Origin of the sequence: Agrococcus sp. DT81.2, from assembly GCF_049844935.1 — a bacterium.
GTDB lineage: Bacteria > Actinomycetota > Actinomycetes > Actinomycetales > Microbacteriaceae > Agrococcus.
In genome coordinates, this window is the sequence record NZ_JBNCLZ010000002.1 from 114,615 (window position 1) to 139,496 (window position 24,882).

A 24,882-nucleotide genomic window follows, 5' to 3' on the forward strand; every position below is an offset into this window, starting at 1 on the left:
AGTCGAGACCGGGCTTGACACAGCTATGCGACGGACGCACCATGTAAGCAGTTGCTTACGTAAGGAAGTCCGCCCGTGCCGATCGCGACCGATCCCCTCAGCCGCATCTTCTTCGCGCTCGCGGACCCCACGCGGCGCGCGATGCTCGAGCGGCTCGCGCAGGGCGCGGCGACGGTCGGCGAGCTCGCCCAGCCGTTCGCCATGAGCCGCCCCGCGATCTCGCAGCATCTCGGCGTGCTCGAGCAAGCGGGCCTGATCGAGCGCACCCGGCAGGGGCAGTGGCGCAGCTGCGCGCTGCGCCCGGAGGGCCTCGACGATGCCGAGGCCTGGGTGCGGCACCACCGCGCCGCATGGCAATCGCGGTTCGACCGGCTCGACGAGACGCTCGCCGCGCTCGTCGGCCCGCGCGACGCCTCCGCGGCGACAGCAGACGCAACCGACGTCCGAACGACGAACCAGGCCGACGCATCCGTCGGCGACCCGAAGGAGCAGTGATGGCAACGAAGGAGTTCACGATCACGCGCACGTTCGACGCGCCCCGCGAGGCGGTCTGGCGAGCGTGGACCGACCCGGTGCTCGCGGCGCAGTGGTGGCATCCGCACGAGGTGGTGACGCCGCCCGAGTCGGTGCGCATCGACGTGCGGGTCGGCGGCCGCTACGAGTACCTGATGATCGCGCCCGATGGGAGCGAGTACCCGACCGGCGGCGAGTACCTCGAGGTGCGCGAGCCGGAGCGGCTGCGGTTCTCGTGGGCCGACCCCGGGGATGCCGTCGCCGACGCGATGATCATCACCGTCGACCTGGTCGAGGCGCCGGAAGGGCGGTGCGAGATGACGTTCCACCTCGCTGGCATCGACGAGGATCTCGCCACCCGGGAGGGCATCCACCAGGGCTGGGCGGAGGCCTTCGAGGAGCTCGACGACACGCTCGCGACGGTCTCGCGATGAGCCTCATCGTGGAGCAGATCGTCACCGCGGACGGCTTCGCCGCCGAGCGCGACGGCGGCATCCGGTTCATGGAGGCGACCATGCCCGAGGACCTGGTCGACGACGGCCAGCTCGCGATGCTCGAGACCGTCGACGCCATCCTGCTCGGCCGCCGCACCTACGAGATGTTCGCCGACTACTGGCCGACCGCCGACGCCGCCGTCGAACCGGTCGCCGCGCCCATCGCCCGACTGCCGAAGCTCGTCGTCTCGTCGACCCTCGCGCGGGCACCGTGGGGCGACGGCGAGATCGAGGTCGTGCGGCCCGAGCCGACGGCGCCGGATGCGGTGCGCGCGCTGGGCGGCAGGTTCGGCTCGATCATCGTGTGGGGGTCGCTCTCGCTCGCGAACGCCCTGCTGGAGGCGGGGCTCGTCGACCGGCTGCGGCTGCGGATCACGCCGGCGATCATGGGCGACGGGCTGCGCTTCACGCCGCCGACGCTCGGGCTGCAGCTGCTGCGGCTCGAGTCGTCGACCGCGCTGCCGTCGGGCCATGTCGTCAGCGAGTACGCGCTCGAGGCGGTCGGGCGATGAAGGTCATGGCGCCGCAGGCCGCGGCCGGCAAGGTGCTCTGGCACTTCTCGATGTCGCTCGACGGCTTCGTGGCCGGCCCCGGCCACGCCATGGACTGGCTGACCGGGTTCGCCGGCCGCGACGGGGTCATCGAGGAGTACACCTCCACCACCGGCGCCGTGCTCGGTGGCCGCATCGGCTGGGACCTCTACCCCGACCCGAGCACGGTCTACGGCGGGGCGTGGCAGGGGCCGGTGTTCGTGCTCACCCATCACCCGGACGACGCGCAGCCCGCCGAGGGCGTGACGTTCCTCAGCTGCGACGTCGCCGAGGCGGTGCGGATCGGGCTCGAGGCAGCAGGGGGCAAGAACCTCGAGGTGCTCTCGCCCTCGATCGGGCGGCAGCTGCTCGAGCGCGGGCTCATCGACGAGATCGACCTGCACATCGCGCCCGTGCTGCTCGGCGACGGCATCCGGCTGTACGACAATCCGGGCGGACCACGCATCCCGCTCGCGCTGCTCAACGACGATGAGCACGCTGGGCAGTTCGTCGAGGTCGACGTGCGCTACCGGCCCGTGGCCGCGCATCCCGTCACGCCCTGAGCGAGCCGCGCCGGCGGCATGATGGGGGCGTGCGAACAGAACTCGAGAGCAGCACGAGCGGCCGGATCTGCGTCGTCGGCTCGGCCAACGCCGACCTGATCGTGCGCACGCGCGTGCTGCCGAAGCCGGGCGAGACCGTCGCCGGCGGCGCGCTGCAGCTGCTGCCCGGCGGCAAGTCGGCCAACCAGGCCGCCGCGGCGGCGCGGCTCGGCGGGCGCGTCTCGCTCGTGGGGGCGGTCGGGCGCGACGCCTACGGCGAGATGCTGATCGCGAGCCTCGAGCGCAGCGGCGTCGACGTGACCGACCTGCAGGTGCGGGACGACGCATCCACCGGCACCGCGATGATCGCGGTCGACGAGCGCGGCGAGAACTTCATCATCGTCTCGAGCGGCGCCAACGGGCTCGTCGACGCATCGGTGGTGGACGCGAAGGCGGATGCGGTGGCAACCGCCGACGTGCTGGGGCTCTCGTTCGAGGTGCCGATGGATGCGAGCATCCGCGCGAGCGAGATCGCCAAAGCCCAGGGCACGCGCGTCGTGCTCAACCCCTCGCCCTTCTCGGAGCCGCCGAGCGAGCTGCTGCGCAACGTCGACGTGCTCGTGCTCAACGAGCACGAGCTGCGCGAGCTGTCGCCGGAGCTCGGCGACGATGCACCGCTCGAGGCGCACGCGCGGGCACTGGGCGAGCGCGGCGTCGCTCGCACCGTCGTCACGCTCGGCGCCGAGGGTGCTGCGCTGCTCGCGTGGGACGCCGGCTCGGAGCCGAGCGTGACCCGGGTGGCGGCGCCGCGCGTCGAGGCGGTCGACACCACCGGCTGCGGTGACGCGTTCACGGGAGCGCTGCTGCTCGGCCTCGCCGCCGGTGACGAACTTGTCGACGGCGTCCGGACGGCGTGCGCCGTCGGCTCGATGGCCGCGACCGCTGTGGGCGCGCAGTCGTCGTACCCGTTCGCCGACGAGCTCGCCGCGTTCCTGCAGCAGCACGGGCTCACGCCGGTCGACTGACGAGGCCGGACTACCCGACCGCGACCGGCCGAGGCCGGCGCACGAGCTCGACCCGCAGCACCGGCAGCAGGTGCTTGGGCAGCACCAGCAGCGCGATCGCATCGCCCAGCCCCACGCCCAGGGCGAGCACGTGCTCGTCGTCGATCCCGATGCATCCGACGACCTCTCCCTCGACGACGACGGATGCGTCGACCGCGTCCGCGGCTGAAGGCGGGTCGACGAAGGTGTCGGGCTCGTGCGGCGTCGGGTCGCGCTGCTTGCGGAAGCTGTTGCCGACCACGTTGCGCATGTGCAGCGCGAGCTCGTCGGCGATCGACCGGCCGTCGCGCGGCACAACCGTCTGCACCGCCTCGTATGCGCTCGGGAACCGCATCCACTGCAGCCAGTCGACGACGCCGGCGGGAAGCCGCGGCGACGGATCGGCGATCGCGGCGCGCACATCGGCGGGCAGCTCGACGTGGTTGACCGGATCGTCGAGATCGTCCGGGTTCCAGAAGATCGCGTAGGTGATCGACGCCGTCTCGAGGTGGAACGGGCCCCCGTTGCGGCTCGACGAGGTGGTGCTCGCTGCGATCTCGCGGATGCTCGGCTGCGGCACGAGCGTCGCGAGCAGCACCGGGAACTCGGCGCTCACCGAGTCGACCGTCGGCGGCTCGGGCAGCGGACCGTCATGCTCGGCGAACTCCATGCAGCCACTCTCCCCCCGCGGCCCCCGGCCGCGCCACCGTCGATCCTCGACGTCGCGGTTGGTCGCGCATCGGCGATAGCCGCTCGAGCAGCCACCCGCGACGTTGAGAAGACGGTCAGCGGGGGTCGACGCGGGCGGCGAGGGCGAGCGCATCCTTCGGCGCGTGGCCGTGGATGTCGTTGTCGAAGTAGACGTACACGTCGCGCGGCCCGCCATCGGGTGCGGATGCGCCGGAGGTCCAGCCGCGGATGCGGTCGGTCCAGGCGTCGAGCTCGTCGGGCGTGTAGCCGCTCGCGTAGAGCTCGCGCGAGCCGTGCAGGCGCACGTACGCGAAGCCGGCGGTGACCTCGCCGAACGCGGGCCACCGACCCGCGGTGTCTGCGACCGCGAGCGCCACGTCGTGCCGACGCAGCAGCTCGGCGGCGGCTGGATCCTCGAACGACTCCGACCGCGGCTCGAGCGCGTGCCGCAGCGGCACATCCGGACCCTCCTCCAGCCACGTGCGCCCCGCCATCCGCTCGTCGTGGCGGCGTGCGAGCTCGAGCGCCTCGCCGGTCGAGCGGGGCAGCGCGGCGAGGAAGCGGTCGAGCACGGCCGGGTCGAAGCGTTCGCGCTCGGGCAGCTGCCAGAGGAACGGCCCGAGCTTCGGCCCGAGCGCGAGCACGCCGGAGGCGAGGAAGTTGGCGAGCGCCACGTCGACGTCCCGCAGCCGGAGCATGTGCGTGATGTAGCGGGAGCCCTTCACCGCGAAGACGAAGCCGTCCGGCACCGCGTCGCGCCAGCGCTCGTAGCTCGCGGGGCGCTGCAGCGAGTAGAAGGAGCCGTTGAGCTCGAGCGTCGACATCCGCTCGCCGACGAACTCGAGCTCACGGCGCTGCGGCAGCCCACGCGGGTAGAAGTCGCCGCGCCACTCCTTGTAGCGCCAGCCCGAGATGCCGACGCGGGCGCGGGCAGGCGCGCGGTCGTCTGGGGCATCCATTCCGCCACCATCGCATCTCGCTCGAGGGGGCGCATGCACGCGGCATTCAGGGATCTCGATACGCGGCCTTCGGCGGCTACTCGATCAGCGGTGGAGCGATACGCGGCCTTCGGCAGCTACTCGATCAGCGGTGGGGCGGAGACCGCTCCCCCGCTCGGCGGAGCCGGAAGTCCAGCCGCCAGGGGGAGGTCCGGCGGAGCGCGCGCGCCTAGCGTCGAAGCATGCTCTCCATCCGATCCATCTCCCGCTCGTTCAACGGGCATCCGGCGCTCACGGACGTCAGCTTCGACGTGCACGACGGCCTGATGACCGGCTTCGTCGGCGCGAACGGAGCCGGCAAGACCACCGCGATGCGCATCATCCTCGGCGTGCTCTCGCCCGACTCGGGCGAGGTGCTGGTCGACGGCCGTCCGGTGAGCGCCGACGACCGCGCGCAGTTCGGCTACATGCCCGAGGAGCGCGGCCTCTACCCCAAGATGAAGGTGCTCGAGCAGCTCGTGTACCTCGGCCGCCTGCACGGCATGAGCGCGAAGGCCGCAGCCCGCCGCGCCGACGCCCTGCTCGAGCAGCTCGGGCTCGGCGAGCGCAAGGACGACACGCTCGAGTCGCTCAGCCTCGGCAACCAGCAGCGCGCGCAGATCGCCGCGGCGCTCGTGCACGAGCCCACCGCGCTCGTGCTCGACGAGCCGTTCTCGGGCCTCGACCCGATGGCGGTCGAGACCACGCTCGAGGTGCTGCGCGACGTCGCCCGCTCCGGAGCGCCCGTGCTCTTCTCGAGCCACCAGCTCGACGTCGTCGAGCGGCTCTGCGACTCGCTCGTCATCCTCGCCCACGGGCAGGTGCGCGCCGCCGGCACGCGCGCGCAGATCCGCGCCGCCCACGCACGCCCCGAGTGGATCCTCGAGACCGACGACGCCGGCTTCGTCCGCGGCATCCGCGGCATCGAGGTCATCGAGTTCGACGGCGGCCACGTTCGCTTCACCGCCCCCACCGAGGCCGACGCCGACCGCGTGCTCCGCGAGGCGATCGAGCGCGGCTCGGTGCGCAGCTTCTCCCCCGCAGTCCGCCCGCTGACCGAGATCTTCCAGGAGGTCGTCCGATGAGCACCACCGCATCCGCCGCACGCATGGGCACCGAACCGCGCGGCCGCACGCCCTTCTGGCAGGCCACGGGCATCGTCGCCCAGCGCGAGATCATGACGAAGCTCCGCTCCAAGAGCTACATCATCTCGACGATCATCCTGCTCGCCCTGGTCTTCGGCGGCGTCATCTTCTCGGCCGTCGGCCCCGACCTGTTCGACGACGACACCACCGTCGCCACGACGGGCAGCGTCGCGTCCTCGCTGCAGTCGCTCGACGGCGTCGCCGTCGAGACGCTCAGCAGTGCGGATGCGGTGCGGCAGGCCGTGCTCGACGGCACCGTCGACGCCGGGGTCGTCCCGGGCGACGGCCCGTCGGGCCTGCTCGTGCTCGCGGACCGCGAGGCGCCGGGCTCGCTCATGCAGCTGCTGAGCGTCGCACCGGAGCTGCAGCTGCTCGACCCGAACGCGCCCGACCCGATGCTCACCTACTTCATCGGACTGGCGTTCGGCATCGTCTTCTTCATGTCGGCCATGACGTTCGGCCAGACCATCGCGCAGTCGGTCGTGGAGGAGAAGCAGTCGCGCATCGTCGAGATCATGCTCGCGACCGTCTCGGCACGAGCGATCCTGGCCGGGAAGATCGTCGGCAACTCGGTGCTCGCGTTCGCGCAGATCGCGCTGATCGCGGCGATCGTGCTGCTCGGCGGCGCCGTCACCGGCTCGCAGCTGCTGCTCGACGGGCTCGGCATGCCGATCGTCTGGTTCGTGGTGCTGTTCACGGTGGGCTTCGTGATGCTCGCCGCGCTCTACGCGGCGGCGGCGGCGCTCGTGTCGCGCGCCGAGGACCTCGCCTCGGCGACCAGCCCGATCATGATGCTCGTGATGATCCCCTACTTCCTGGTGATCTTCTTCAACAACAACCCGACGGCGCTGCAGATCATGTCGTACGTGCCGTTCTCGGCGCCGGTGGCCGTGCCGATGCGCGTCTACCTGCAGACGCAGGAGTGGTGGGAGCCCTACCTCTCGCTCGCGATCCTCGTCGCCTTCACCGTGCTGGTGATCGGCTTCGCCGCCCGCGTCTACGAGCGCTCGCTGCTGAAGACCGGCGCGATGGTGAAGTGGCGCGACGCCCTGAAGCCGTAGGCAGGCGGCTCGCTCCGCGCGACGGCCCGTTCCGAGACATCGGGGCGGGCCGTCCTCGTGCGCCCAGCTCACGCCAGGCCCGTCCCTGCCCGCCCGCCAGGTCACGGGCGATGCCCGGTCATGATCGGAGAGACTGATGGTCGGCGAGACGGAGGTACGGGCAATGGATCGCACGGAGCTTGATCGCACGGAGCTGCAGGCGCGCACGAGCAGGGTCCACGCCGAGGAGGGTCCCGCCAGGGACGGCGCGTTCACGCTCGACATCGAGCGCATCCAGTTCTCCCCCTACTTCTCCCGGCTCTCCGCAGTCACGCAGGTCGTGTCGCCGACGCTGTCGGGCGCGCCGGTCCACAACCGGCTGACGCACAGCCTGAAGGTCGGGGCGATCGCGCGGGCCATCGCCCACCGGCTGGCCGACTCCGCGCAGAGCGCCGCCTGTGATCCGACCGTGGTGGAAGCGGCCGCGCTCGCCCACGACCTCGGGCACCCGCCGTTCGGCCACCTCGGAGAAGCGGTCCTCGACCGCATCGCTCGCGTCGAGCTGGGCCTGCCGGACGGGTTCGAGGGCAACGCGCAGACCTACCGCATCCTGACCGCGCTCGACGTGATCGAGGCGGCGCCGACCGGACTCAACCTGACCGCCGCCGTGCGCACCGCGGCGGCGAAGTATCCATGGGCCGCCTCCGTGACACCCGCCGAGATCAACCTGCACGGTCCTCCGCGCGGCATCCGGCGCCGCCCAGAGGGCGGCTACGCGGTGTTCAAGTACTCCGCCTATGCGATCGACGCCGCCGACCTGGCCGAGGCGCGAGCGCAGTGCTCCGCCGATCCGCTCCGCCAGTCGGTCGAGGGCGCGATCATGGACATCGCCGACGACATCGCCTACTCGGTCCACGACCTCGAGGACTTCTACCGGGCGGGCATCCTCGACCACGCCTCGATCGCCGCCGAGTTCCGGGGATGGCTCTCGCGACCGGCCTGGAGCTCGGAGGACCGGCAGGATGTCGTCGGCTCCACGGAGCACGGCGCAGCGCTCGAGCGGCTGCGGCGCAAGATGCGTCGGGACGACGATTGGGTCGCCGACGACGACGCGTTCCGCATGGCCGTCGTCACCGTCGACGCCCAGCTGATCGACGAGCTCCTGTCGCGGCCCTACGACGGATCGCTCAGCGCGGAGCGCGCGCTCTCGTCGTTCAGCGACCGCTGGATCCGCACGCTGCAGCACGCCGTGGTGCCCACCGCGCAGAGCTCGCCGAGGTCGGGGCCGGTGACGCTCTCGCCCACCGCTTGGCACATCGTCGAGGTGCTGAAGTTCGTGCACAAGAACTTCGTGCTGAGCCGGCCCGACCTCGCCATCCACCAGCGCGGGCTCAGCCGCATCCTCACCCGCACGGTGCGCGAGCTCGACGCCTGGCTCGACGACGAGCACGACCGCCTCAGGGTCCCGCGGCGCCTGCGGGAGCTCATTGCACTCGCGCACTCCGGGTACGCGGCGCTCGAGGCGCCGCCGGCCCCCGAGGAGCTCGCTCGGCTCGCGCGAGGTCGCGGCATCATGGACTACGTCGCCACCCTCAACGACGCCCAGGCCTTCGCGCTCTCGGAGGCGATCTCCGGCAGGGCCGATGGGCTGTGGGCGATCGGGCAGCAGCTGTAGAGGGTTTGCGTCCGAGTGCAGAGCAACTCGGACGCAAACCCTCAACTGGTGTGGGCGGGCCGCTCGCCGGTGAAGGGTCTGCGTCCCAGTAGAGGGCAACTCGGACGCAACCGCTCAACTGGCGATGGGATGCGCGGCGGATGCGCGCGGATCGATCCGCCTGCGGATGGCGGTTGCGCTGGTCGGGGTTCTGTGGTTCATTAGTCGAGTAATGAACCACTGAAGCGGGATGCGCAGCCCGCTTCCGGATGTGCGCACATCCGACCCACATCAACCCGAAGGAAGCAGCATGCTCGACGACAGCAAGCCGCTGTTCGTAGCAGTGGCAGAGCAGATCGAGGACGGGATCCTCGACGGCACCTACGCCGAGGACGATCCCGTCCCCTCGACCAACGAGCTCGCCGCCTTCCTCCGCATCAACCCCGCGACCGCCGGCAAGGGCTTCAACCTGCTGGTCGACGCCGGGGTGCTCATCAAGAGGAGAGGGATCGGCATGTTCGTCGCCCCCGGCGCCCGCGAGGCGCTCCGGCAGCGCCGGAGGCTCGCGTTCCAGGACCAGTTCATCGCACCACTGCTCCGCGAGGCAGCACAGCTCGGCATCTCCGCCGAGGACCTCGCAGACATGATCACGAAGGAAGTCGCACGATGACCGCCATCGTCACCCAGCAGCTCGCCAAGCACTACCCAGAGGTGCGCGCCCTCGACGGCGTCTCGATCGCGCTCGAGGAGCACCGCATCCACGGCCTGCTCGGCCGCAACGGCGCCGGCAAGACCACGCTCATGCAGCTGCTGACCGGCCAGGTGTTCGCCACCTCCGGCAGCATGCAGGTGCTGGGCGCCAGCCCGGTCGAGAACGCCGAGGTGCTCGCGCAGACCTGCTTCATCCAGGAGAGCCAGAAGTACCCCGACACGTTCCGCGCGATCGACGTGCTGCGGATCGCCGCCGGCGCCTACCCCCACTGGGATCAGGCGTTCGCCGACCAGCTCGTCGACGAGTTCCGGCTGCCGGTCAAGCGCATGATCAAGAAGCTCTCGCGCGGCCAGCTGTCGGCGATCGGCATCGTGATCGGGCTCGCCTCGCGAGCGCCGATCACGTTCTTCGACGAGCCCTACCTCGGCCTCGACGCGGTCGCCCGGCGGATGTTCTACGACCGCCTGCTCGCCGACTTCAGCGAGCACCCTCGCACCGTCGTGCTCTCGACGCACCACATCGACGAGGTCGCGAACCTGCTCGAGCACGTCGTGATCCTCGACCAGGGGCGCGTGCTGCTCGACGCCGACACTGACGAGCTGCACGACGCGGCCATCGCGGTCTCCGGCCGCGCTGCCGACGTGGATGCGTTCCTGACGGGCCGCGAGGTGCTCGATCGCACCGTGCTGGGCACGCTCGCGACCGCGACCTTCGCCACCCGCCCCGGCGACGAGCGCGCCGCGCGCGATGCCGGGCTCGACGTGACCCCCGTCTCCCTCCAGGCGCTGTTCGTGCACCTGACCACCGCCAGCGCGGCGGCCGCAGCGGCCACCGCATCCGTCTCCGCGACCGACGTCGCGAACCACTGAGAGGAGCCGTCATGCGCATCCGCAACGTCGTCCAGCTCCACACCGTCAACCGGCTGCAGGCCTTCGGCTGGCCGCTCGTCATCATGGCCATCTCGCTCACCATCACGCTCATCATCGGTGCGCTCGTGCTCAACGTGGCCGGCTCGATGGGTGAGTCGGACCTCGCCGACGCCCGCGACGGCATGAGCATGGGCATGCAGTGGAACGGCGCGATCTTCGCGCTGCTCGGTCCGCTCATCGGCTTCGGCTTCATCGCGATGGGGCAGTACTTCCCGCTCGCGCTGGGCCTCGGCCTCACGCGGCGCGAGTTCACCGCCGGCACGGCGCTCGTGTTCGTCGGCAACGCCGCCTTCTACGCGTCGATCGTCACGGTGGGCAAGGTGATCGAGGTGGCCACCGGCGGCTTCGGCCTCGGCATCCGCTTCTTCGACGTCGTCTACACCGGCATGGGCGAGTGGTGGCAGACGCTCATCCAGACCTTCCTGCTGATCCTGTCGGTGATGCTCATCGGCGCGGCCATCACCACGGCGTTCCACCGCTGGGGCCAGTCGTTCCTCTGGGTGTTCTGGATCGCGCTGGCCGCCGTCGTGCTCGCGTTCGTCGCGGCGATCATGCTCTCGGAGCCGTTCCAGGACGTCGTCGGTGCCGTCGCCCGGATGGACTGGGGCTGGTGGATGCTCGTGGTCGCCGCGATGGGCACCGTGGGCGCCGGCGTGTGGCTGGCGCTGGTGCGGCGCGCCCAGGCGCGCTGACGCATCCGGCCCCCGCCGCGCAGTCGAGGGGGGGGGGGGCCGCGGCCGCGGCCGGCGCCCGCCCCCCCCCCCCCGCCGGGGGGGGGGGGGGGGGGCGCCCCCCCCCCCCCCGCCCCCCCCCCCCCCCCCCCTCGACTCGCGTTCAGGGCGGGCGCGCCTGGGCCGACCGTCAGGGGGCGGTGTCGCCCTCCTCGTCGGCAGCGATGGCGTCGGCGGGCTCGCCCGCACCCTCCACCGGGGCACCGGAGCCCGCGAGCGGGTCGGTCGGCTCGCCGCTGATCGGTCGGTCGGCACCCCACGGCGACCGGCCGTCGAGCGCCTCGTCGAGGGCGTCCTGCGACTCGGCGGCCACCTGCTGCACGCCGCCGTCGTGCTCCGCGCCCGTGGTGCCGCCGGGCTGCAGCTCGCCGTCGCCGCTCTGCGTCACATCCGTCATCGCGATCTCCCTCCTGCCGCGGGCGGCGCCGGCCGGCGCCGCTGGGTCCGCGCGGGCAGTCTTCTCCGCCGACCTGGATCGCGACTGAGTGCGGTCAGGCCTTCAGCGCCTCGAGCCGAGCGAGCGCCTCGCGCCGCTCGGCGGCATGGTCGAGGATGCGCTCGGCATAGCCGTGCGCGACGCCGTCGGGCCACTTCCACGGCTCGTGCACCGCGGACCCGGGGATGTGCCGCAGCTCCGGCACCCAGCGGCGCACGTAGTCGCCGTCGGGGTCGGACTTCTGGCCCTGCAGCACGGGGTTGAAGACCCGGAAGAAGGGCGCCGCATCCGTGCCCGTGCCCGCCGTCCACTGCCAGCCGTGGCTGTTCGAGGCGAGGTCGTGGTCGGCGAGGTGCTGCATGAAGTGCCGGGCGCCGTGCACCCACCAGATGTGCATGTCCTTCGTGAGGAAGCTCGCGGTCGCCATGCGCAGGCGGTTGTGCATCCAGCCCTCCGCGAGCAGCTGCCGCATCCCTGCGTCGATGAACGGGAACCCGGTGCGGCCCTCACGCCACGCGTCGAACGGCTCGCGCGGCTCGTCGTAGGCGATGCCGCGCAGCTGCTCGCCGAGATCCGCCCAGGCCGAGCGCGGGTGGTGCCACAGCACGTCGCCGTAGAACTCGCGCCAGGCGAGCTCGGCCTGGAAGCGCTTGAGCGATCGTTGCGCTGCCTTGCCGCGCCGGGGCGCCTCTCGATCGAGGTCCGCGAGCAGTGTGCGCGGATGCACGGTCCCGAGCTTGAGCGCGATCGAGAGCCGGGAGGTGCCGTCGAGATCCGGGCGGTCGCGGTGCGCGTCGTAGTCGTCGATCGGCCCGTCGAGGAACGCGTCCCAGCGCTCGAGCGCCCCCTCCTCCGACGCCCACGAGAGCTCCGCCGCCGTGGACGGCGGCTCGGGCAGCGGCTCGCTCTCGATGCCCCGCACCCATCGGATGCCGCGCGGCAGCTCGGCCGGCGCTCGCCAGCCGTGCTCGAGCCACGCGCGCGAGAAGGGCGTGAAGACGCGGAAGGGCGACCCGTCGCCCTTCCTGACGCGGCCCGGCGAGACCGCGTACGGCGAGCCGGTCGCGACGAGCGGCGCCGCGAGCGCCGCCTCGGCCAGCGCCGCCTCCACTCGGGCGTCGCGGCGACGACCGCCAGGCGTCGACTCGCCCGAGACGTGCACCGCATCCGCCCCCACCTCGCCGACGAGCGAGGGGATCACCTGCTCGGGACGGCCGGAGCGCACGACGAGGGCCCCGTCGGTGGACGCGTGGAGCGCGGCGAGCGCGGTGCGGAGCGCGGCGGCACGTGCGGCGCCGGCGCCCGCGAAGGCTGGATCGACGACGAACACCGGCAGCACCTCGCCTGCCGCCGCCGCGGCGGCGAGCGCCGGGTGGTCGCGCACCCGCAGGTCGCGCCGGAACCACACGATCTGGGCAGCCATGCGGGCAGGCTACTCTCGCCCGCAGGGCGCCCAGTGCGTGCTCAACGCAGCGGCTCTGCGAGGTTCGCGGGCGGCGTCGCCTGCTCGATCGGCTGCGAGGGGTCGCTCGGCGTGAGCTCCCCGTCGTCGGTCGCGCGCTCCGCGCGCAGCCGCTCGTCCTCCGCCGACGGGGTGCCGGCGACGGCCGTGCCGGCGTCGGGCTGGCTCTCGGCCACGGCGGCCTGGCCGTGCGGCTCATCCGCCTCCCCGGCGGGCCACTCGGCGGCCCCCAGCTTGCCCGCGCGATCCTTGATCGCGTCGTCCGGCAGCACGACGCGCGCGCTCTCGGGCACGGTCACCTCGCCGGTGTCGATTCCCTCGGTCCCGCTCTGCTCGGTCCCGTCGGACATCTGCTCCTCCGTTCCTCGCGCGGCACCCGCGGCGCCGCTGGTTCCGAGGAGCACTCTGTTCCCCCAACCTGGGGCCGCACTGTGCGTCGCCGAGGGCCGGCTGATGCGGAGGCGGCGGCCGCGCCCTGCGAGGATGGTCGCGTGCAGACGCTCCACGACGCGGATCGCCGCGGCTTCGCCTCCGACAACTACTCCGGCGTGCACCCTGAGGTGCTCGCCGCGATCGCAGCCGCGAACGGCGGCCACCAGACGGCCTACGGCGCCGACGACTACACCGCGCACCTGCAGTCGGTCGTGCGCGGGCACTTCGGCGAGCAGGCGGAGGCGTTCCCGGTGTTCAACGGCACCGGCGCGAACGTGCTCGCGCTGCAGTCGCTGCTGCCGCGCTGGGGCGCGGTGGTCGCGGCGAAGAGCGCCCACATCAACGTCGACGAGGGCGGCGCGCCCGAGCGGGTGGGCGGCATGAAGCTGCTGACGATGCCGACGCCCGACGGCAAGCTCTCGCCCGAGCTCATCGACCTCGAGGCGTGGGGCTACGGCGACGAGCACCGGGCGCAGCCGCTCGCGGTGTCGATCACGCAGTCGACCGAGCTCGGCACCCTGTACTCCCCCGACGAGATCCGCGCGATCGCCGACCACGTGCACGCGAAGGGCATGCTGCTGCACCTCGACGGCGCGCGCATCGCCAACGCGGCGGTCGCGCTGGGCGTGCCGTTCCGGGCGTTCACGACGGACGCGGGTGTCGACATCCTCTCGCTCGGCGGCACGAAGAACGGGGCGATGGGCGCGGAGGCGGTCGTCGTGCTCTCGGAGCGCGCCGGGCACGGGCTCGTCTACCTGCGGAAGCTCAACATGCAGCTCGCGTCGAAGATGCGCTTCATCTCGGCGCAGCTCATCGCCCTGTTCGAGGGCGAGCTGTGGCGCGAGAACGCGACGCACGCGAACGCCATGGCGGCGCGCCTGCGGGGCGCGGTCGAGCAGCTGCCGGGCGTCTCGTTCGCGTACCCCACGCAGTCGAACGGCGTCTTCGCGCGACTGCCGCAAGGCGTCGCCGACCGCGTGCGCGAGGCGTTCTTCTTCTACGACTGGGACGCCGCCGCGGGCGAGGTGCGGTGGATGTGCACGTGGGACACGACCGAGGCCGACGTGGATGCGCTGGCAGCGGCCGTGCGCGAGGCCGTCGGCGGGTAGTCCACGAGACGAGGGCCTGCGGCCGAGTCGATGTCGACTCGGACGCAGGCCCTCAACTGCGGGACTCGGCTGACTGGGTCAGCTCTTGGTCTCGTCCTGCACGCGCTGCTTGGCGTCCTGCGCGTCGGACTTGACGTCCTGGGCGGCGGACTGCGCCTCCTCCTTGACGTGCTGGCCGGCGGCCTGCGCCTCGTCCTTGACGGACTGCGCGGCCTGCTGGGCGGGCTCCTTGAGGTTCTCGCCCACCTCCTGCGCCATGCCCTTCGCCTCTTCCATGAGCGGCTGCGCGGCGTCCTTCACCTTGCTGGCCGCATCCTTCTCGACGCTGCTCGCAGGGATGAGCGACGCGATCAGCGCGCCGACGCCGAAGGCGATGAGCCCGACGGCGAGCGGGTTGCCCTTCGCCTTCTGCACGGCACGGTCGGCGGTGTGGCGCACATCGTCGCCCACCTGACCGACCCGGTCGCCGACGTGGCCGACCTTGTCGCCGATGTTCTCGCCGACTCGGCCGACGGCGCCGGGGTCGTTGTCGTCGGAGCCGAAGATGCGGTCCTTGACGTCGCCCAGCTTGCCCTTCACGCGCTCGGTCTGCCGGTTCACCATGCTGCTCGGCGAGACCTTCTCGGCGAGGGCGTCGACGTCCTCGCTCACGTTCTCGCGCGTGCGGTCGATGCGGGCGCGGATCTCTTCGGGTGTCTCACTCATCGGTGCTCCTCATTGGTGTGCAGTGCGTCGGGGATGTGCTTGACGGAGTCGACCGTCTCGGGCATGGGCTCGACCTGCTTGAGCGCCTTGCGGCCCTGCAGGTAGAGCACGAGGGCGACGATCGCCCAGATGACGGCGACGACGATCGCGCCCCAGGCCCAGTGGCCGAACAGGTCGCCGAGGGCCCACATGAGGGCGAACGACAGGAACAGGATCACGAGGTGACCGGCGTACCCGGCACCTCCGAGCATCCCCGCACCCTTGCCGGCGCGCTTGGCCTGCTCGGTCGCCTCGGCCTTCGCGAGCGCGAGCTCGTCGCGCATGAGCGTCGAGAAGTCGCGCGTCAGGTCGCCGACGATGTCGCCGAGCGACTGCGTGGCGGCTCGCTCCTCAGCGGGAGTGTCGGCCGCCGCGAGCGCAGGGTCGATGTTCGCGGCGTGGGCGGCGCGGCTAGGAGTCTCGGCGCTGCTCACAGTCCGTCCTCCCTCCGGCTGGTCGGGCTGCCGAATCCGCCGGGCTGCGTCGGGAGGTTCGTGTCCACGGGCGTGCCGGTGCCCATGCCGGCCGGACGCTCGCCCAGCCACGGCTCCTCGTCGACGGTCTCTGCACCCGTTGCGCCGTAGGTGCCGGTGCCCGCGCCTGCGCCGACTCCGGCGCCGGTGTCGTACAGGCCCGCGCCCGTGCCGTAGGTGTCCGTGCCGTAGGTGCCGCCCGTGGCGTAGGTGTCCGTGCCGTAGGCGCCGGTGGCATAGGTGTTGTACGTGCCGCCCGAGCGCATCTCCTCGCGCTCCCGCTCGTCCTTCGCCTCACCGATGATGCCACTCGCCAGGCGTCCCACGACGAGGCCGGCGAGGCCGGCGATCGCGATGAAGGTGCCCGGACGACGACGTGCGAAGCGCTGGACCTCCTGGAGCAGGTCGGCGGGCTCGCGGTCCTCGAGCCACTGGGCTGCGGTGCTGGCACGGTCGCTCAGCTCGTTCGCGACCTGCGCGGCGAACCCGCTGCCACCGCCCTCGCCGCTGGCCATCTTCCGCAGGTCGTCGCCGAACGTGCGCACGCCGCCTGCGGCGCGCTGCTGCTGCGACTTCGCCTGGCCCTTGAGCTCGCCGACCGACTGGTCGAGCAGCTGACGGGCCTGGTGCTTCGCCTCGGCGCCGACTCGCTTGGCCTCTTCCTTCGTGGTGTCGGCGACGTGGCGGCCGGCGTCGGCTGCGGTCTCCTTAACCTTCCCGGCCTCCTGCTTGGCGGTGTCCTTGACGTCCGAGGCCTTGCCGCCGCCGGTCGTGCCGGTCGTGCCGGTGGTGCCGGTCGCCGGGACGACGGGCGTGACGATTACCGCTTCTGCCTCCGGCGGGACACCGGCCGGCCGGGCGAGCGGGTCATTGGGCTGGTATGCGTCGGTCATGAGTCATCCAATCCTGTTGACTGCGGGAGGACTCCCGCGCTCCTAGGGATGGTGTACCCCAATCCTGAGTGTCTCCTCCAGACGTCATCCAGGTCACACCCAGGATGTGCGACCCTCTCGTCATGCACGCACAGCACGGCACGCCCGGCGGCACGGAGGAGCGACCCGCGGTGTTCTTCCGCGATGCGGCGGAGTTCCGAGCGTGGCTCGAGGCGAATCACGAGACGAGCACGGAGCTGTGGATGGGCCTCAATGCGAAGCACGTCGAGCCGCGCGGGCTGACCTGGGCGGAAGCCGTGCCCGAGGCGCTGTGCTTCGGCTGGATCGACTCGCTCTCGCAGCGCATCGACGACGACGCGCGCCGCCAGCGGTGGACACCGCGGAAGCCGTCGTCGAACTGGTCGGCCGTGAACGTCGCGCACGTGGAGCGCCTGATGGCGGAGGGGCGGATGCGCCCGGCCGGCATCGCGGCGTTCAAGGCCAGGCGCGACGAGCGCACCGCGATCTACGCGTACGAGACGCGCACCGATGCGCTGCCGCCCGAGCTGCAGGCGCACGTCGACGCCTCGCCTGCGGCGCAGGCGTTCCTCGCCGAGGCGACCGCGAGCTACCGCCGCGGCGCGATCGCGTGGGTGCTGAGCGCGAAGCGCGAGGAGACCCGGGTCGAGCGCGCGAAGCAGCTCGCCGACGACTCGGCGGCAGGGCGGCTCATCCCGCCGCAGCGCTACGGCGAGACTCCGAAGTGGGTGGAGCGGGCGGCGGCCGCCGCAGCCTCCGCGGCGTCTTCCGCTGGCTGAGACCGAGCGCAGGGTCCTACTCGAGGAACCGTGCCAGGTTCGCGAGCGACGACCCCAGCCCCACCTCGTGGTCGTGCTGCGCGATGCCGGACGGCACATCCGTCGCCGACACCGTCACGCGGGTACCCGACTCGACCGGCTCGAGCTTCCACGTCATGAGCATGTCGCCGCGGAAGCGCCGCTCCTCGGTCTCGAACGAGACGCGCTGCACCACGAGCCGTCCAGGCACGAGCTCGACGAACGTGACGGTCGTCGCGTCGGAGTCGTCGGTCGTCTTCGGGTCGGTCGGATTCGCGAAGCGCAGCACGGCGCGGAAGCCGCCGCCCTCGCGGGCGTCCATCTGCTCGATCGTGCCCGTCGCGCCCTCCGGCGGCAGCCAGGCGGCGAGCGCGGCGGGGTCGAGCAGCGCCTCGTAGACGCGTTCCGGCGGCACGTGGATCACCGTGCCCGCCCGGTCGACGCGCGGCTCCTCCAGCTCGCGCTCCTGCGGCGCGGCCCTGCCGCTCGCGATCGCCCGCACGGCGGCGGCCAGTCCCAACGCCAGGTCGTCGAACGACAGGGCGGATGCCCTGGGCGACGCATCCGCGTCGGTCTCGGCACCGACGCCCGCCGTGCCGCTCGAGCGCACCGCCGGTACGTGGATGAAGCCGCCGGGCACGTCGAGTCCGGCGACGAGGTACGCGACGTGGTTGCAGAGGAAGCGGCCGGCATCGGAGCTCGGGTCGGCGGGCAGGCCGACGGCCAGGATCGCGCTCGCGAGCGCGTCGGCGTCGAAGCCCGACGCGCGGCGCGGCAGTCCGTCGGGATCGATCTTCGTGCCGCGCGGTTGGTCGCCGACGTTGTCGGGGATGCGTGCGTCGTCCTCGTTGACGGCCCACCGCTCTGGCGTGATGGCGGTGCGCCCGCCGGCCTCGCCGACGGCGAGCACCGCATCCGGCCGGTGCTGCTCGACGAGCGTGCGCAGCGCCTCGCCGGCCCCGGCGAAGGCGACGGGCAGGACGCCCGTGACGAGCTCGACGCCCGGCTGCGGATCGGCTGCCCACGCCGCCTCGAGTCGACGCGCCGCCTCGAGGCTCGCGTTCTCGCTGTCGCCGCCGAACGGCTCGAACCCGGTCACCAGGATGCGCATGCCGCCCAGTCTGCCCGCGCGGCAGCGCGAGCGCACCCGGCTCAGCGCGGGTCGAACTCGACGACGACCGGCAGGTGGTCGGAGAGCGCGGGGGGCGCGACGCGCAGCTGCCGGGCGAGCGGCAGCGGGTCGGGGCTCAGCACGTGGTCGATCTGCACCATCGGCATCCTCTCCGGGAAGGTGGCGCCGCGCGTCAGCAGCCGCGCGTCCGTGACCCGGCGCGCGAGCGCCGCCGGCATGTTGAGGTCGCCCATGAGCACGCGCGGACCCGGCAGGCCGCGCAGCCACCGCATGGTGCGGCGCAGCTGCCGCACGTTGGCACCCGGGAGGAACGACAGGTGCGTGCACGCGACGGTCCAGACCCCCAGCGGCGTGCGGATCGTCGCGGCGACGGCGGCCCTCGGCTCGTCGCGCAGCCGCATCATGCCGTGCGACTCCTGCGCGACGGCCGGCGCCCGGAAGAGCGCTGACGACTCGAGCCGCAGCACGTGCCAGCGCAGCACCGGGTAGCGCGAGATCAGCGCGATGCCGTAGCCGTTACCGGGCGCATCGAGGTCGGTGGTCGTGGCGGGCCGCCAGGAGTGCGCGGGGTCGCCGATGAGCGTCGGCACGAAGCGCGAGACGGCGCCGCCGGTCGCGTCGGCGGCGAGCTCGGTGAGGTCGAGCAGCCCCGACCGCGGCTGGCCCCGGTCGACCTCCTGCAGAGCCAGCACATCGGCGTCGAGCGCCGTCACCGCCCGCTCGAAGCGTGCGGCGTCGACGAACGGGTCGGCACGGGTCCTGCCGTGCAGGATGTTCCAGGTCGCGAGCCGCATGCGCCCCATCCTGCCCCGCGCGGGCCGGTCGTGGGCGGATGCGTGGCGCCGTCGGGCGAGGGACCCACCGGCGGTCGCCGGCACGGCAGGATGGGCGTGTGACGATCGCAGGCCTCGACGTGGGCGGGACGAAGATCGCGGGGGCGGCCCTCGTGGAGCCCGTCGGCGGCGACGGAGGGGCAGCGATCCCGCGATGGAGCCTCGACGACGTGCTCGCGCGCACCCACCGGGCGCACCGCATCCACGGCCCAGAGGCCCTGCTGGACGCGCTCGAGGGCGCGGTCCGCGAGCTCGACGAGCAACTGGCGGCAACGGGGCAGGAGCCGATCAGCGCGGTCGGCCTCGCGATCGCGGCGTGGCTCACGCGCGACCGCGAGGTCGTCACGTGGGCGGCGCACCTCGCGGTGCGCGACTTCGCGCTGCGGGCAGCGCTCGCCGACCGGCTCGGCATGCCCGTGACAATCGACAACGACGCGAACGGGTACCTGGTCGGCGAGGCGGCGATGGGTGCGGCGGCGGATGCGTCGTCGTCGATCCTGATCGCGCTCGGCACCGGGGTGGGCGGCGCGTACGTCGCGGACGGGCGGCCGCTCATCGGCGCCCACGGCTTGGCCGGCGAGCTCGGGCACGTCACGGTCGACGAGCAGGGGCCAGTCTGCTCGTGCACGGCGCGCGGCTGCATCGAGGCCTACGCGGGCGGCAACGCGCTCGCGCGCGATGCCGCAGCGGTGCCGGCGGCGGTCGCGCTCGCGCCGAGCGGACGCGCGACGGCGGTGCACCTCGAGCGCGCGGCACGCGCCGGCGACCCGACCGCGCTCGCCGTGCTCGAGCGCGCCGGGTGGGCGGTCGCGGCGGGGCTGCGCCGCCTGCTGCCAGCGTTCGACCCCGAGGTCGTCGTGCTCGGCGGCCGCGTGATGCTCGAGTGCGCCGACCTGCTGCTGCCGGTGATCGAGCGGGAGCTCGCCGCGCACGCGCCGCTGCAGGGCGTGCCACAGCCGCGCCGGCTCGAGCTCGCTCAGCTCGGCGGCCACGCGGCGGCGATCGGCGCGGCGGTGCTCGCCGCCCGCTGAGCCGGCCGCCGACGCCCGAAAGAGCCCGCACCGATCTGCGGGTCCACGGCGGCCGCACCCGCAGATCGGTACGGGCGACTCGAGACGGCGCTCGAGACGCGAGAAGGCCCCTCCCGGCGAGCGGGAGGGGCCATTCGGTGCCTGGATCAGGCGGATGCGCTGGAGCGCGGGTGCGGAGGGATCAGCCCTGCGCGCGGCGCGAACCGCGGCGCGGTGCCGCGTCGCGCGCGGCGCCACCGGACTGCAGCGAGCCGCCGCCGGTCGACGACCATGCGACCGACGAGCCGCCGCGCGCTGCGCCGCCGCCCTGGCCGCGACCCTGGCGGGCCGGAGCACCGGAGCGAGCCGGGGCACCCGAGCGAGCCGCGCCCTGGCCGCCGCGACCGCCGCCCACCGTTGCCGGCTTGGCGTCGGGGCGACCCGAGCGGTCCTTGCGGGGGCGCTCGGCGCGAGCAGCGCCCGAGCCTGCGCCGTGCGCTGCCGAGCCGGCGACACCGTCACGAGCACCGCGGCCACGGCCGCGACCGCCGCTCGAGCGACCGCCGCCGCCCTGCTGCTGCTGGATCTCGTTGCCGGAGCCGGGGCCGCCGGGGACCGGAGCCACGTGCGGCGCGTACGGCCCGACGAGCTGGTCGACGGGGTCCGACGATGCGACGACCATCTGCGGCGACACCTGGATGCCGGCCTTGCGCAGCAGCGACATCGTGTCGCCGCGCTGCGAGGGCATCATGACGGTGACGACGTCACCGGCCGAGCCAGCGCGAGCCGTGCGGCCCGAGCGGTGCAGGTAGGCCTTGTGCTCCATGGGCGGGTCGACGTGCACCACGAGCTCGACGTTGTCGACGTGCACGCCGCGGGCGGCGACATCCGTCGCGACGAGCACGCGCACGGTGCCCTCGGAGAACTGCGCGAGGTTGCGGTCGCGGGCATTCTGCGACAGGTTGCCGTGCAGGTCGACCGCCGGGATGCCGGATGCCGTGAGGTGCTTCGCGAGCTTCTTGGCCTGGTGCTTCGTGCGCGTGAACATGATGCGACGGCCCTGGCCGGAGGCGAGGCGGCGCACGAGCAGGTTCTTGTCGTCGGCGCCGACCTCGAAGACGTGGTGCGTCATCGCGGCGACCGGCGAGTTCGCCTCGTCGACCGAGTGCATGACCTGGTCGGTGAGGAAGCGGCGCACGAGCTTGTCCACGCCGTTGTCGAGCGTGGCCGAGAACAGCAGTCGCTGACCCGAGCTCGGCGTCTTGTCGAGGATCTTGGTGACGACCGGCAGGAAGCCGAGGTCGGCCATGTGGTCGGCCTCGTCGATGACGGTCATCTCGATGGCCGAGAGGCTCGCGACGCCCTGGTTCATGAGGTCCTCGAGGCGGCCGGGGCAGGCGACGACGATGTCGACGCCGGCGCGGAGCGCCTGCTCCTGCGGACGCTGCGAGACGCCGCCGAAGATGGTCGTGACGGTGAGGCCCGCGGCCTTGGCGAGCGGCGCGATCTCGGTCGCGATCTGCGTCGCGAGCTCACGGGTCGGCGCGAGCACGAGGCCGAGCGGCAGGCCCTTGCGGCGGGCGCCGCCGGCGAGCTCGCCCGAGAGGCGGGCGACGAGCGGGATGGAGAAGGCGAGCGTCTTGCCCGAGCCGGTCTTGCCGCGGCCCAGCACGTCGCGGCCCGCGAGGGTGTCGGGCAGCGTGTCGGCCTGGATGGGGAACGGCGTCTCGCGGTCCATCGCCTTGAGGGCGGTGACGAGCTTGGCGGGGACGCCCAGCTCGGCGAACGTCGGAGTGGTGGTGTCAGTCAAAGCGTGCTCTTTCGTTGAGCCTGCGTGAGCATCCGGGCCCTGCGCACGGCGTGGCAGTGCGGGGCGGACATGAGGTGGATGCGTCGACGCAATTCGGCGAGCGCGGCGGTGGCCGCGATCGTTCGCCGTGGAAGTTCGTCGACGCCCGACGATGCCGGGCGGAGAGAGGAGCGTTCTACGACGCGGGCGAGCGGAGGGCATGGCCCTGCTCGCACAGTGCCTCCAGCGTAGCAGGCCGATCAGACATCCGGCCAGGATCCGCTCGAGGGGTGCGCGCCGCGGCCGCTGGTCCTAGGCTGACCTGCCAGAGCGGGAGGAGTCGGATGCGCCGCCGCGACATCATCGGCCTGGCACTGTACCTGCCCGGCTTCGTGCCCGCCTACGCCGCCTTCGTCGCGCTGGGCAACCGCGTCTTCCCGACCGCGACCGCTGCGCGCAACAACGGCATGGACCACGCCGCGGTCTACTTCCTGGGCGTGGAGGGCGACTCCGTTGCAGACCTCGGGCTCGTGCTCGGCTGGATGGCGATCGGGCTCGTCGGCCTCGCGCTGATCGCGGCCGGCTATCGACTCATCACGACCTCGCCGGGCGGTGCGCGACGACCCTCTCCCGATGCGCCCTCCTCGACCGCGTGGGTGCTGGTGGTGTAGCCGTGCGGGCGCCGGCGGTCGCGCTTCCCAGCCTCCGGCGCTAGGGTGCGATCACCCCCGACGAAGGAGGCGGCGATGGCCGGCAAGCCCACGGAGATCGGCATCCAGCGCACCGCGCCCGAAGCCGCCGCGCTCCCCGTGCAGCGCACCGTCGACAGCTCGGGCCGCAAGGCAGCCCCGCAGCCGCGCCGGCGCATCGCCGTCGGCGCCGGCATGCTCGTCGTCGGCCTCGCCTTGACCATCGGCGCCATGATCGCCCTGGGCTCGCGCGTCGGACCCACCGCCGAGGCGGTGCGCGGCACCGAGCTCGACGCCGTCAGCGTCTTCTTCTCGGGCACGAGCGGATCGGGCGCGGAGCTCGCGCTCGTCGTCGTCCTGCTGCTGATGATCCCCATCGGCATCGTGCTGGGCATCGTCGGCTACCGGCGCATCACCGACCACGGACCGGCGCTGCCCGCGGTGCACGTGTCGAACTCGCCCAACGCGATCATCGGCCGTGTGAACCAGGGCAACGGCTGAGGGCCCGGCGCTCAGCGCCTCGCTGAGCGGGCGACGGGCGGGTGCCGGTCGAAGATCCGCCCGGATCTCACATCCGCCTCGAGCGCCTCGAGCGTGCGGCCGCGCGTCTCGGGCACCTGTGTCGCGATGAAGGCGAGCGCGAGCGCGCCCACAGCGGCGAAGACGAAGAACGTGCCCGTGATGCCGACGGCGCCGAGCAGCGACGGGAATGTCAGTGAGAGCGCACCGTTCGCAATCCAGTGCGCGAAGACGGCGATGCCGATGCCGAGACCGCGCATCGGCAGCGGGAAGATCTCCGACAGGTAGACCCACACCGCGACGTTGAGGAACGTCTGCATCGACCCGACGAACGCGACGACGAGCGCCAGGATCACGACAGGGCGCAGCGGATGCCCCGGCTCGAGCACCATCGAAGCGACGCCGATGAGCACGTGGCACGCGGTCGTGAGCGAGAAGCCGATCAGCAGCGTCGTGCGACGGTCGAGCCGGTCCATCATCCACAGGGCGACGATGCCGCCGACGACCGCGATGACGCCTGGGGCGACGTTCGCAACGAGCGCCGCCGACTCCGAGAAGCCCGACTCCACCAGCACCGACTGGCCGTAGTACATGATCGAGTTGATGCCCGTGAGCTGCTGCGCGACGCCCACGCCGATGCCCACGAGCAGGATCCGTCGGAGCCACCGGCTGCCGAGCACCGCGCGCAGCGGCATCCGCCCGCTCGGCGCTCGCTCGACCAGCGCCTCGACGAGCGCGAGCTCCGCCGCAGCGCGCGCCGGAGCGCGCACGCCGTGCAGCACCGCGAGCGCCTCGGCGTGCCTGCCGTGCTCCGCGAGCCAGCGCGGCGACTCGGGCATGCGCAGCATGCCGATGAACAGCGCGATCGCCGGCAGCGCACACACGGCGAACATGATGCGCCAGACCCCCTCGACGTGGCCGAGCGCGCTGCCGATCAGCGCGTTCACCACGAACGCCGCCAGCTGCCCCGAGACGATCGCGAGCTCGTTGCGGCCCGAGATCGAGCCGCGGATCTCGAACGGCGCGAGCTCCGCGAGGTACACCGGCACGACCGTCGAGGCGCCGCCGACCGCGAGGCCGAGCAGGATGCGCCCCGCCACCAGCACCGCGAAGCCCGGGGCTGCGACGAGCACGACGGTGCCCACGAGGAACACCACGGCGAGCACGATCAGCACGGTGCGCCGGCCGAACCGGTCGGAGGCGCGCCCGCCGAGGAGCGCGCCGACGGCGGCGGCGAAGACGAGCGAGCTCGTCACGATGCCCTCGGTGAGCGCCTCGAGCCCGAGTTCGGCACTCAGCGGCCGCAGGGCGCCGTTGATCACGCCCGTGTCGTAGCCGAACAGCAGCCCGCCGAAGCAGGCGACGATCGAGATGACGCCCAGCCGACGGGTGTGCGGACCGGGCGTCAGCGGCGGCAGCCCGGGCTCGGCCCGAGCGGGATGCGATGCGACGGCCACGAGTGGTCCTCCGGTTCCGTGCGCGATCGCACCCGATCGATCATGCCGTGCCGCGGATGCCCTGCCGGGCCCACGCCGGACCGCGGCCG

General features: G+C 72.7%; 28 protein-coding genes. 16 read left to right on the top strand and 12 right to left on the bottom strand.

The window, feature by feature from the left end:
* The first annotated feature begins 75 nt into the window (after positions 1-75).
* From ACLQ21_RS03825 to ACLQ21_RS03845, 5 genes are read left to right on the top strand one after another with little or no spacing between them, the layout of a single operon-like run.
* On the top strand, positions 76-495 hold the full coding sequence (locus ACLQ21_RS03825; RefSeq protein ID WP_425661646.1) for an ArsR/SmtB family transcription factor: 420 nt from the start codon (positions 76-78) through the stop codon (positions 493-495).
* Positions 495-947, top strand: a complete 453-nt coding sequence (locus ACLQ21_RS03830) for an SRPBCC family protein (RefSeq protein WP_425661648.1) — start codon at positions 495-497, stop codon at positions 945-947. The genes ACLQ21_RS03825 and ACLQ21_RS03830 overlap by 1 nt, the downstream gene beginning before the upstream one ends.
* Complete coding sequence (locus tag ACLQ21_RS03835) at positions 944-1,519, top strand: dihydrofolate reductase family protein (RefSeq protein WP_425661650.1); 576 nt, start codon at positions 944-946, stop codon at positions 1,517-1,519. The genes ACLQ21_RS03830 and ACLQ21_RS03835 overlap by 4 nt, the downstream gene beginning before the upstream one ends.
* The gene (locus tag ACLQ21_RS03840; RefSeq protein ID WP_425661652.1) at positions 1,516-2,100 is read left to right on the top strand and encodes a dihydrofolate reductase family protein; all 585 of its coding nucleotides are present in this window, start codon (positions 1,516-1,518) and stop codon (positions 2,098-2,100) included. The genes ACLQ21_RS03835 and ACLQ21_RS03840 overlap by 4 nt, the downstream gene beginning before the upstream one ends.
* A 29-nt stretch (positions 2,101-2,129) precedes the next feature.
* Entirely contained in the window at positions 2,130-3,104 is a 975-nt protein-coding gene (locus ACLQ21_RS03845) for a ribokinase (RefSeq protein ID WP_425661653.1), read from the top strand.
* Between the two features lie 10 nt (positions 3,105-3,114).
* Here ACLQ21_RS03845 and ACLQ21_RS03850 read toward each other — a convergent pair whose 3' ends face one another.
* Positions 3,115-3,792: a hypothetical protein gene (locus tag ACLQ21_RS03850; protein WP_425661655.1), complete on the bottom strand. Its 678-nt coding sequence runs from the start codon at positions 3,790-3,792 to the stop codon at positions 3,115-3,117.
* 115 nt (positions 3,793-3,907) lie between these two features.
* Positions 3,908-4,771 (bottom strand): DUF72 domain-containing protein, encoded by an 864-nt coding sequence (locus tag ACLQ21_RS03855; RefSeq protein WP_425661657.1) that lies wholly within the window; start codon positions 4,769-4,771, stop codon positions 3,908-3,910.
* A gap of 221 nt (positions 4,772-4,992) precedes the next feature.
* Between ACLQ21_RS03855 and ACLQ21_RS03860 the strand changes: the two genes are divergently transcribed.
* The 6 genes from ACLQ21_RS03860 (at position 4,993) to ACLQ21_RS03885 (ending at position 10,961) form a co-directional block, all read left to right on the top strand.
* The gene (locus ACLQ21_RS03860) at positions 4,993-5,874 is read left to right on the top strand and encodes an ABC transporter ATP-binding protein (protein ID WP_425661659.1); all 882 of its coding nucleotides are present in this window, start codon (positions 4,993-4,995) and stop codon (positions 5,872-5,874) included.
* On the top strand, positions 5,871-6,995 hold the full coding sequence (locus ACLQ21_RS03865; RefSeq protein WP_425661661.1) for an ABC transporter permease: 1,125 nt from the start codon (positions 5,871-5,873) through the stop codon (positions 6,993-6,995). The genes ACLQ21_RS03860 and ACLQ21_RS03865 overlap by 4 nt, the downstream gene beginning before the upstream one ends.
* 163 nt (positions 6,996-7,158) lie before the next feature.
* Positions 7,159-8,649 carry a deoxyguanosinetriphosphate triphosphohydrolase family protein gene (locus ACLQ21_RS03870; protein ID WP_425661663.1) on the top strand — a complete coding sequence of 497 codons (1,491 nt, stop codon included), beginning with the start codon at positions 7,159-7,161 and terminating at the stop codon, positions 8,647-8,649.
* Positions 8,650-8,938: 289 nt separating this feature from the next.
* Positions 8,939-9,298: a GntR family transcriptional regulator gene (locus ACLQ21_RS03875; protein WP_425661665.1), complete on the top strand. Its 360-nt coding sequence runs from the start codon at positions 8,939-8,941 to the stop codon at positions 9,296-9,298.
* Positions 9,295-10,209: an ABC transporter ATP-binding protein gene (locus tag ACLQ21_RS03880; RefSeq protein ID WP_425661667.1), complete on the top strand. Its 915-nt coding sequence runs from the start codon at positions 9,295-9,297 to the stop codon at positions 10,207-10,209. The genes ACLQ21_RS03875 and ACLQ21_RS03880 overlap by 4 nt, the downstream gene beginning before the upstream one ends.
* A gap of 11 nt (positions 10,210-10,220) precedes the next feature.
* Complete coding sequence (locus ACLQ21_RS03885; RefSeq protein WP_425661669.1) at positions 10,221-10,961, top strand: hypothetical protein; 741 nt, start codon at positions 10,221-10,223, stop codon at positions 10,959-10,961.
* 169 nt (positions 10,962-11,130) lie between these two features.
* On the opposite strand, the gene ACLQ21_RS03890 is transcribed toward ACLQ21_RS03885, so the two are convergent.
* The 3 genes from ACLQ21_RS03890 to ACLQ21_RS03900 form a co-directional block, all read right to left on the bottom strand.
* Positions 11,131-11,397, bottom strand: coding sequence for a hypothetical protein (locus ACLQ21_RS03890; RefSeq protein WP_425661671.1), 267 nt, complete (start codon positions 11,395-11,397; stop codon positions 11,131-11,133).
* A gap of 94 nt (positions 11,398-11,491) precedes the next feature.
* The gene (locus ACLQ21_RS03895; protein WP_425661673.1) at positions 11,492-12,859 is read right to left on the bottom strand and encodes a cryptochrome/photolyase family protein; all 1,368 of its coding nucleotides are present in this window, start codon (positions 12,857-12,859) and stop codon (positions 11,492-11,494) included.
* A 41-nt stretch (positions 12,860-12,900) separates the two neighbouring features.
* A complete protein-coding gene (locus ACLQ21_RS03900; RefSeq protein ID WP_425661675.1) occupies positions 12,901-13,248 on the bottom strand; it encodes a hypothetical protein in 348 nt (115 codons plus the stop codon).
* 141 nt (positions 13,249-13,389) lie between these two features.
* Between ACLQ21_RS03900 and ACLQ21_RS03905 the strand changes: the two genes are divergently transcribed.
* Positions 13,390-14,439, top strand: a complete 1,050-nt coding sequence (locus tag ACLQ21_RS03905) for a threonine aldolase family protein (protein ID WP_425661677.1) — start codon at positions 13,390-13,392, stop codon at positions 14,437-14,439.
* Positions 14,440-14,517: 78 nt separating this feature from the next.
* Here the strand turns inward: ACLQ21_RS03905 and ACLQ21_RS03910 are convergent, their stop codons facing one another.
* Genes ACLQ21_RS03910 through ACLQ21_RS03920 form a run of 3 tightly spaced genes read right to left on the bottom strand, consistent with a single transcriptional unit; the run spans position 14,518 to position 16,549 of the window.
* Positions 14,518-15,144, bottom strand: coding sequence for a DUF3618 domain-containing protein (locus tag ACLQ21_RS03910; protein ID WP_425661679.1), 627 nt, complete (start codon positions 15,142-15,144; stop codon positions 14,518-14,520).
* A complete protein-coding gene (locus tag ACLQ21_RS03915) occupies positions 15,141-15,572 on the bottom strand; it encodes a phage holin family protein (RefSeq protein WP_425662404.1) in 432 nt (143 codons plus the stop codon). Before ACLQ21_RS03915 ends, ACLQ21_RS03910 begins: the two co-directional genes overlap by 4 nt.
* Before the next feature lie 41 nt (positions 15,573-15,613).
* Entirely contained in the window at positions 15,614-16,549 is a 936-nt protein-coding gene (locus ACLQ21_RS03920) for a hypothetical protein (RefSeq protein WP_425661681.1), read from the bottom strand.
* Positions 16,550-16,671: 122 nt separating this feature from the next.
* Here ACLQ21_RS03920 and ACLQ21_RS03925 point away from each other — a divergent pair, with 122 nt between their 5' ends.
* On the top strand, positions 16,672-17,346 hold the full coding sequence (locus ACLQ21_RS03925) for a YdeI/OmpD-associated family protein (RefSeq protein ID WP_425661683.1): 675 nt from the start codon (positions 16,672-16,674) through the stop codon (positions 17,344-17,346).
* A gap of 16 nt (positions 17,347-17,362) precedes the next feature.
* On the opposite strand, the gene ACLQ21_RS03930 is transcribed toward ACLQ21_RS03925, so the two are convergent.
* A complete protein-coding gene (locus ACLQ21_RS03930) occupies positions 17,363-18,475 on the bottom strand; it encodes an SRPBCC domain-containing protein (protein WP_425661685.1) in 1,113 nt (370 codons plus the stop codon).
* A gap of 41 nt (positions 18,476-18,516) precedes the next feature.
* A complete protein-coding gene (locus ACLQ21_RS03935; RefSeq protein ID WP_425661687.1) occupies positions 18,517-19,290 on the bottom strand; it encodes an endonuclease/exonuclease/phosphatase family protein in 774 nt (257 codons plus the stop codon).
* 98 nt (positions 19,291-19,388) lie between these two features.
* On the opposite strand from ACLQ21_RS03935, the gene ACLQ21_RS03940 reads away from it, so the two are divergent.
* The gene (locus ACLQ21_RS03940; protein WP_425661689.1) at positions 19,389-20,360 is read left to right on the top strand and encodes an ROK family protein; all 972 of its coding nucleotides are present in this window, start codon (positions 19,389-19,391) and stop codon (positions 20,358-20,360) included.
* A 181-nt stretch (positions 20,361-20,541) separates the two neighbouring features.
* Here ACLQ21_RS03940 and ACLQ21_RS03945 read toward each other — a convergent pair whose 3' ends face one another.
* Positions 20,542-22,077: a DEAD/DEAH box helicase gene (locus ACLQ21_RS03945; RefSeq protein ID WP_425662405.1), complete on the bottom strand. Its 1,536-nt coding sequence runs from the start codon at positions 22,075-22,077 to the stop codon at positions 20,542-20,544.
* Between the two features lie 395 nt (positions 22,078-22,472).
* Here ACLQ21_RS03945 and ACLQ21_RS03950 point away from each other — a divergent pair, with 395 nt between their 5' ends.
* Positions 22,473-22,799, top strand: a complete 327-nt coding sequence (locus tag ACLQ21_RS03950) for a hypothetical protein (protein ID WP_425661691.1) — start codon at positions 22,473-22,475, stop codon at positions 22,797-22,799.
* Positions 22,800-22,874: 75 nt separating this feature from the next.
* Positions 22,875-23,318 carry a hypothetical protein gene (locus tag ACLQ21_RS03955; RefSeq protein WP_425661693.1) on the top strand — a complete coding sequence of 148 codons (444 nt, stop codon included), beginning with the start codon at positions 22,875-22,877 and terminating at the stop codon, positions 23,316-23,318.
* A gap of 11 nt (positions 23,319-23,329) precedes the next feature.
* Here ACLQ21_RS03955 and ACLQ21_RS03960 read toward each other — a convergent pair whose 3' ends face one another.
* A complete protein-coding gene (locus tag ACLQ21_RS03960) occupies positions 23,330-24,793 on the bottom strand; it encodes a sugar porter family MFS transporter (RefSeq protein WP_425661695.1) in 1,464 nt (487 codons plus the stop codon).
* Positions 24,794-24,882: the final 89 nt, after the last annotated feature.

What these genes read in the sequence shown, in the direction of transcription:
- ACLQ21_RS03945 (WP_425662405.1), bottom strand. Translation starts at nt 22,077, where the DNA reads ATGGACCGCGAGACGCCGTTCCCCATCCAGGCCGACACGCTGCCCGAC.
- ACLQ21_RS03860 (WP_425661659.1), top strand. Translation starts at nt 4,993, where the DNA reads ATGCTCTCCATCCGATCCATCTCCCGCTCGTTCAACGGGCATCCGGCG.
- ACLQ21_RS03890 (WP_425661671.1), bottom strand. Translation starts at nt 11,397, where the DNA reads ATGACGGATGTGACGCAGAGCGGCGACGGCGAGCTGCAGCCCGGCGGC.
- ACLQ21_RS03880 (WP_425661667.1), top strand. Translation starts at nt 9,295, where the DNA reads ATGACCGCCATCGTCACCCAGCAGCTCGCCAAGCACTACCCAGAGGTG.
- ACLQ21_RS03885 (WP_425661669.1), top strand. Translation starts at nt 10,221, where the DNA reads ATGCGCATCCGCAACGTCGTCCAGCTCCACACCGTCAACCGGCTGCAG.
- ACLQ21_RS03955 (WP_425661693.1), top strand. Translation starts at nt 22,875, where the DNA reads ATGGCCGGCAAGCCCACGGAGATCGGCATCCAGCGCACCGCGCCCGAA.
- ACLQ21_RS03870 (WP_425661663.1), top strand. Translation starts at nt 7,159, where the DNA reads ATGGATCGCACGGAGCTTGATCGCACGGAGCTGCAGGCGCGCACGAGC.
- ACLQ21_RS03830 (WP_425661648.1), top strand. Translation starts at nt 495, where the DNA reads ATGGCAACGAAGGAGTTCACGATCACGCGCACGTTCGACGCGCCCCGC.
- ACLQ21_RS03935 (WP_425661687.1), bottom strand. Translation starts at nt 19,290, where the DNA reads ATGCGGCTCGCGACCTGGAACATCCTGCACGGCAGGACCCGTGCCGAC.
- ACLQ21_RS03950 (WP_425661691.1), top strand. Translation starts at nt 22,473, where the DNA reads ATGCGCCGCCGCGACATCATCGGCCTGGCACTGTACCTGCCCGGCTTC.
- ACLQ21_RS03925 (WP_425661683.1), top strand. Translation starts at nt 16,672, where the DNA reads ATGCACGCACAGCACGGCACGCCCGGCGGCACGGAGGAGCGACCCGCG.
- ACLQ21_RS03920 (WP_425661681.1), bottom strand. Translation starts at nt 16,549, where the DNA reads ATGACCGACGCATACCAGCCCAATGACCCGCTCGCCCGGCCGGCCGGT.
- ACLQ21_RS03865 (WP_425661661.1), top strand. Translation starts at nt 5,871, where the DNA reads ATGAGCACCACCGCATCCGCCGCACGCATGGGCACCGAACCGCGCGGC.
- ACLQ21_RS03910 (WP_425661679.1), bottom strand. Translation starts at nt 15,144, where the DNA reads ATGAGTGAGACACCCGAAGAGATCCGCGCCCGCATCGACCGCACGCGC.
- ACLQ21_RS03930 (WP_425661685.1), bottom strand. Translation starts at nt 18,475, where the DNA reads ATGCGCATCCTGGTGACCGGGTTCGAGCCGTTCGGCGGCGACAGCGAG.
- ACLQ21_RS03835 (WP_425661650.1), top strand. Translation starts at nt 944, where the DNA reads ATGAGCCTCATCGTGGAGCAGATCGTCACCGCGGACGGCTTCGCCGCC.
- ACLQ21_RS03900 (WP_425661675.1), bottom strand. Translation starts at nt 13,248, where the DNA reads ATGTCCGACGGGACCGAGCAGAGCGGGACCGAGGGAATCGACACCGGC.
- ACLQ21_RS03895 (WP_425661673.1), bottom strand. Translation starts at nt 12,859, where the DNA reads ATGGCTGCCCAGATCGTGTGGTTCCGGCGCGACCTGCGGGTGCGCGAC.
- ACLQ21_RS03855 (WP_425661657.1), bottom strand. Translation starts at nt 4,771, where the DNA reads ATGGATGCCCCAGACGACCGCGCGCCTGCCCGCGCCCGCGTCGGCATC.
- ACLQ21_RS03875 (WP_425661665.1), top strand. Translation starts at nt 8,939, where the DNA reads ATGCTCGACGACAGCAAGCCGCTGTTCGTAGCAGTGGCAGAGCAGATC.
- ACLQ21_RS03840 (WP_425661652.1), top strand. Translation starts at nt 1,516, where the DNA reads ATGAAGGTCATGGCGCCGCAGGCCGCGGCCGGCAAGGTGCTCTGGCAC.
- ACLQ21_RS03850 (WP_425661655.1), bottom strand. Translation starts at nt 3,792, where the DNA reads ATGGAGTTCGCCGAGCATGACGGTCCGCTGCCCGAGCCGCCGACGGTC.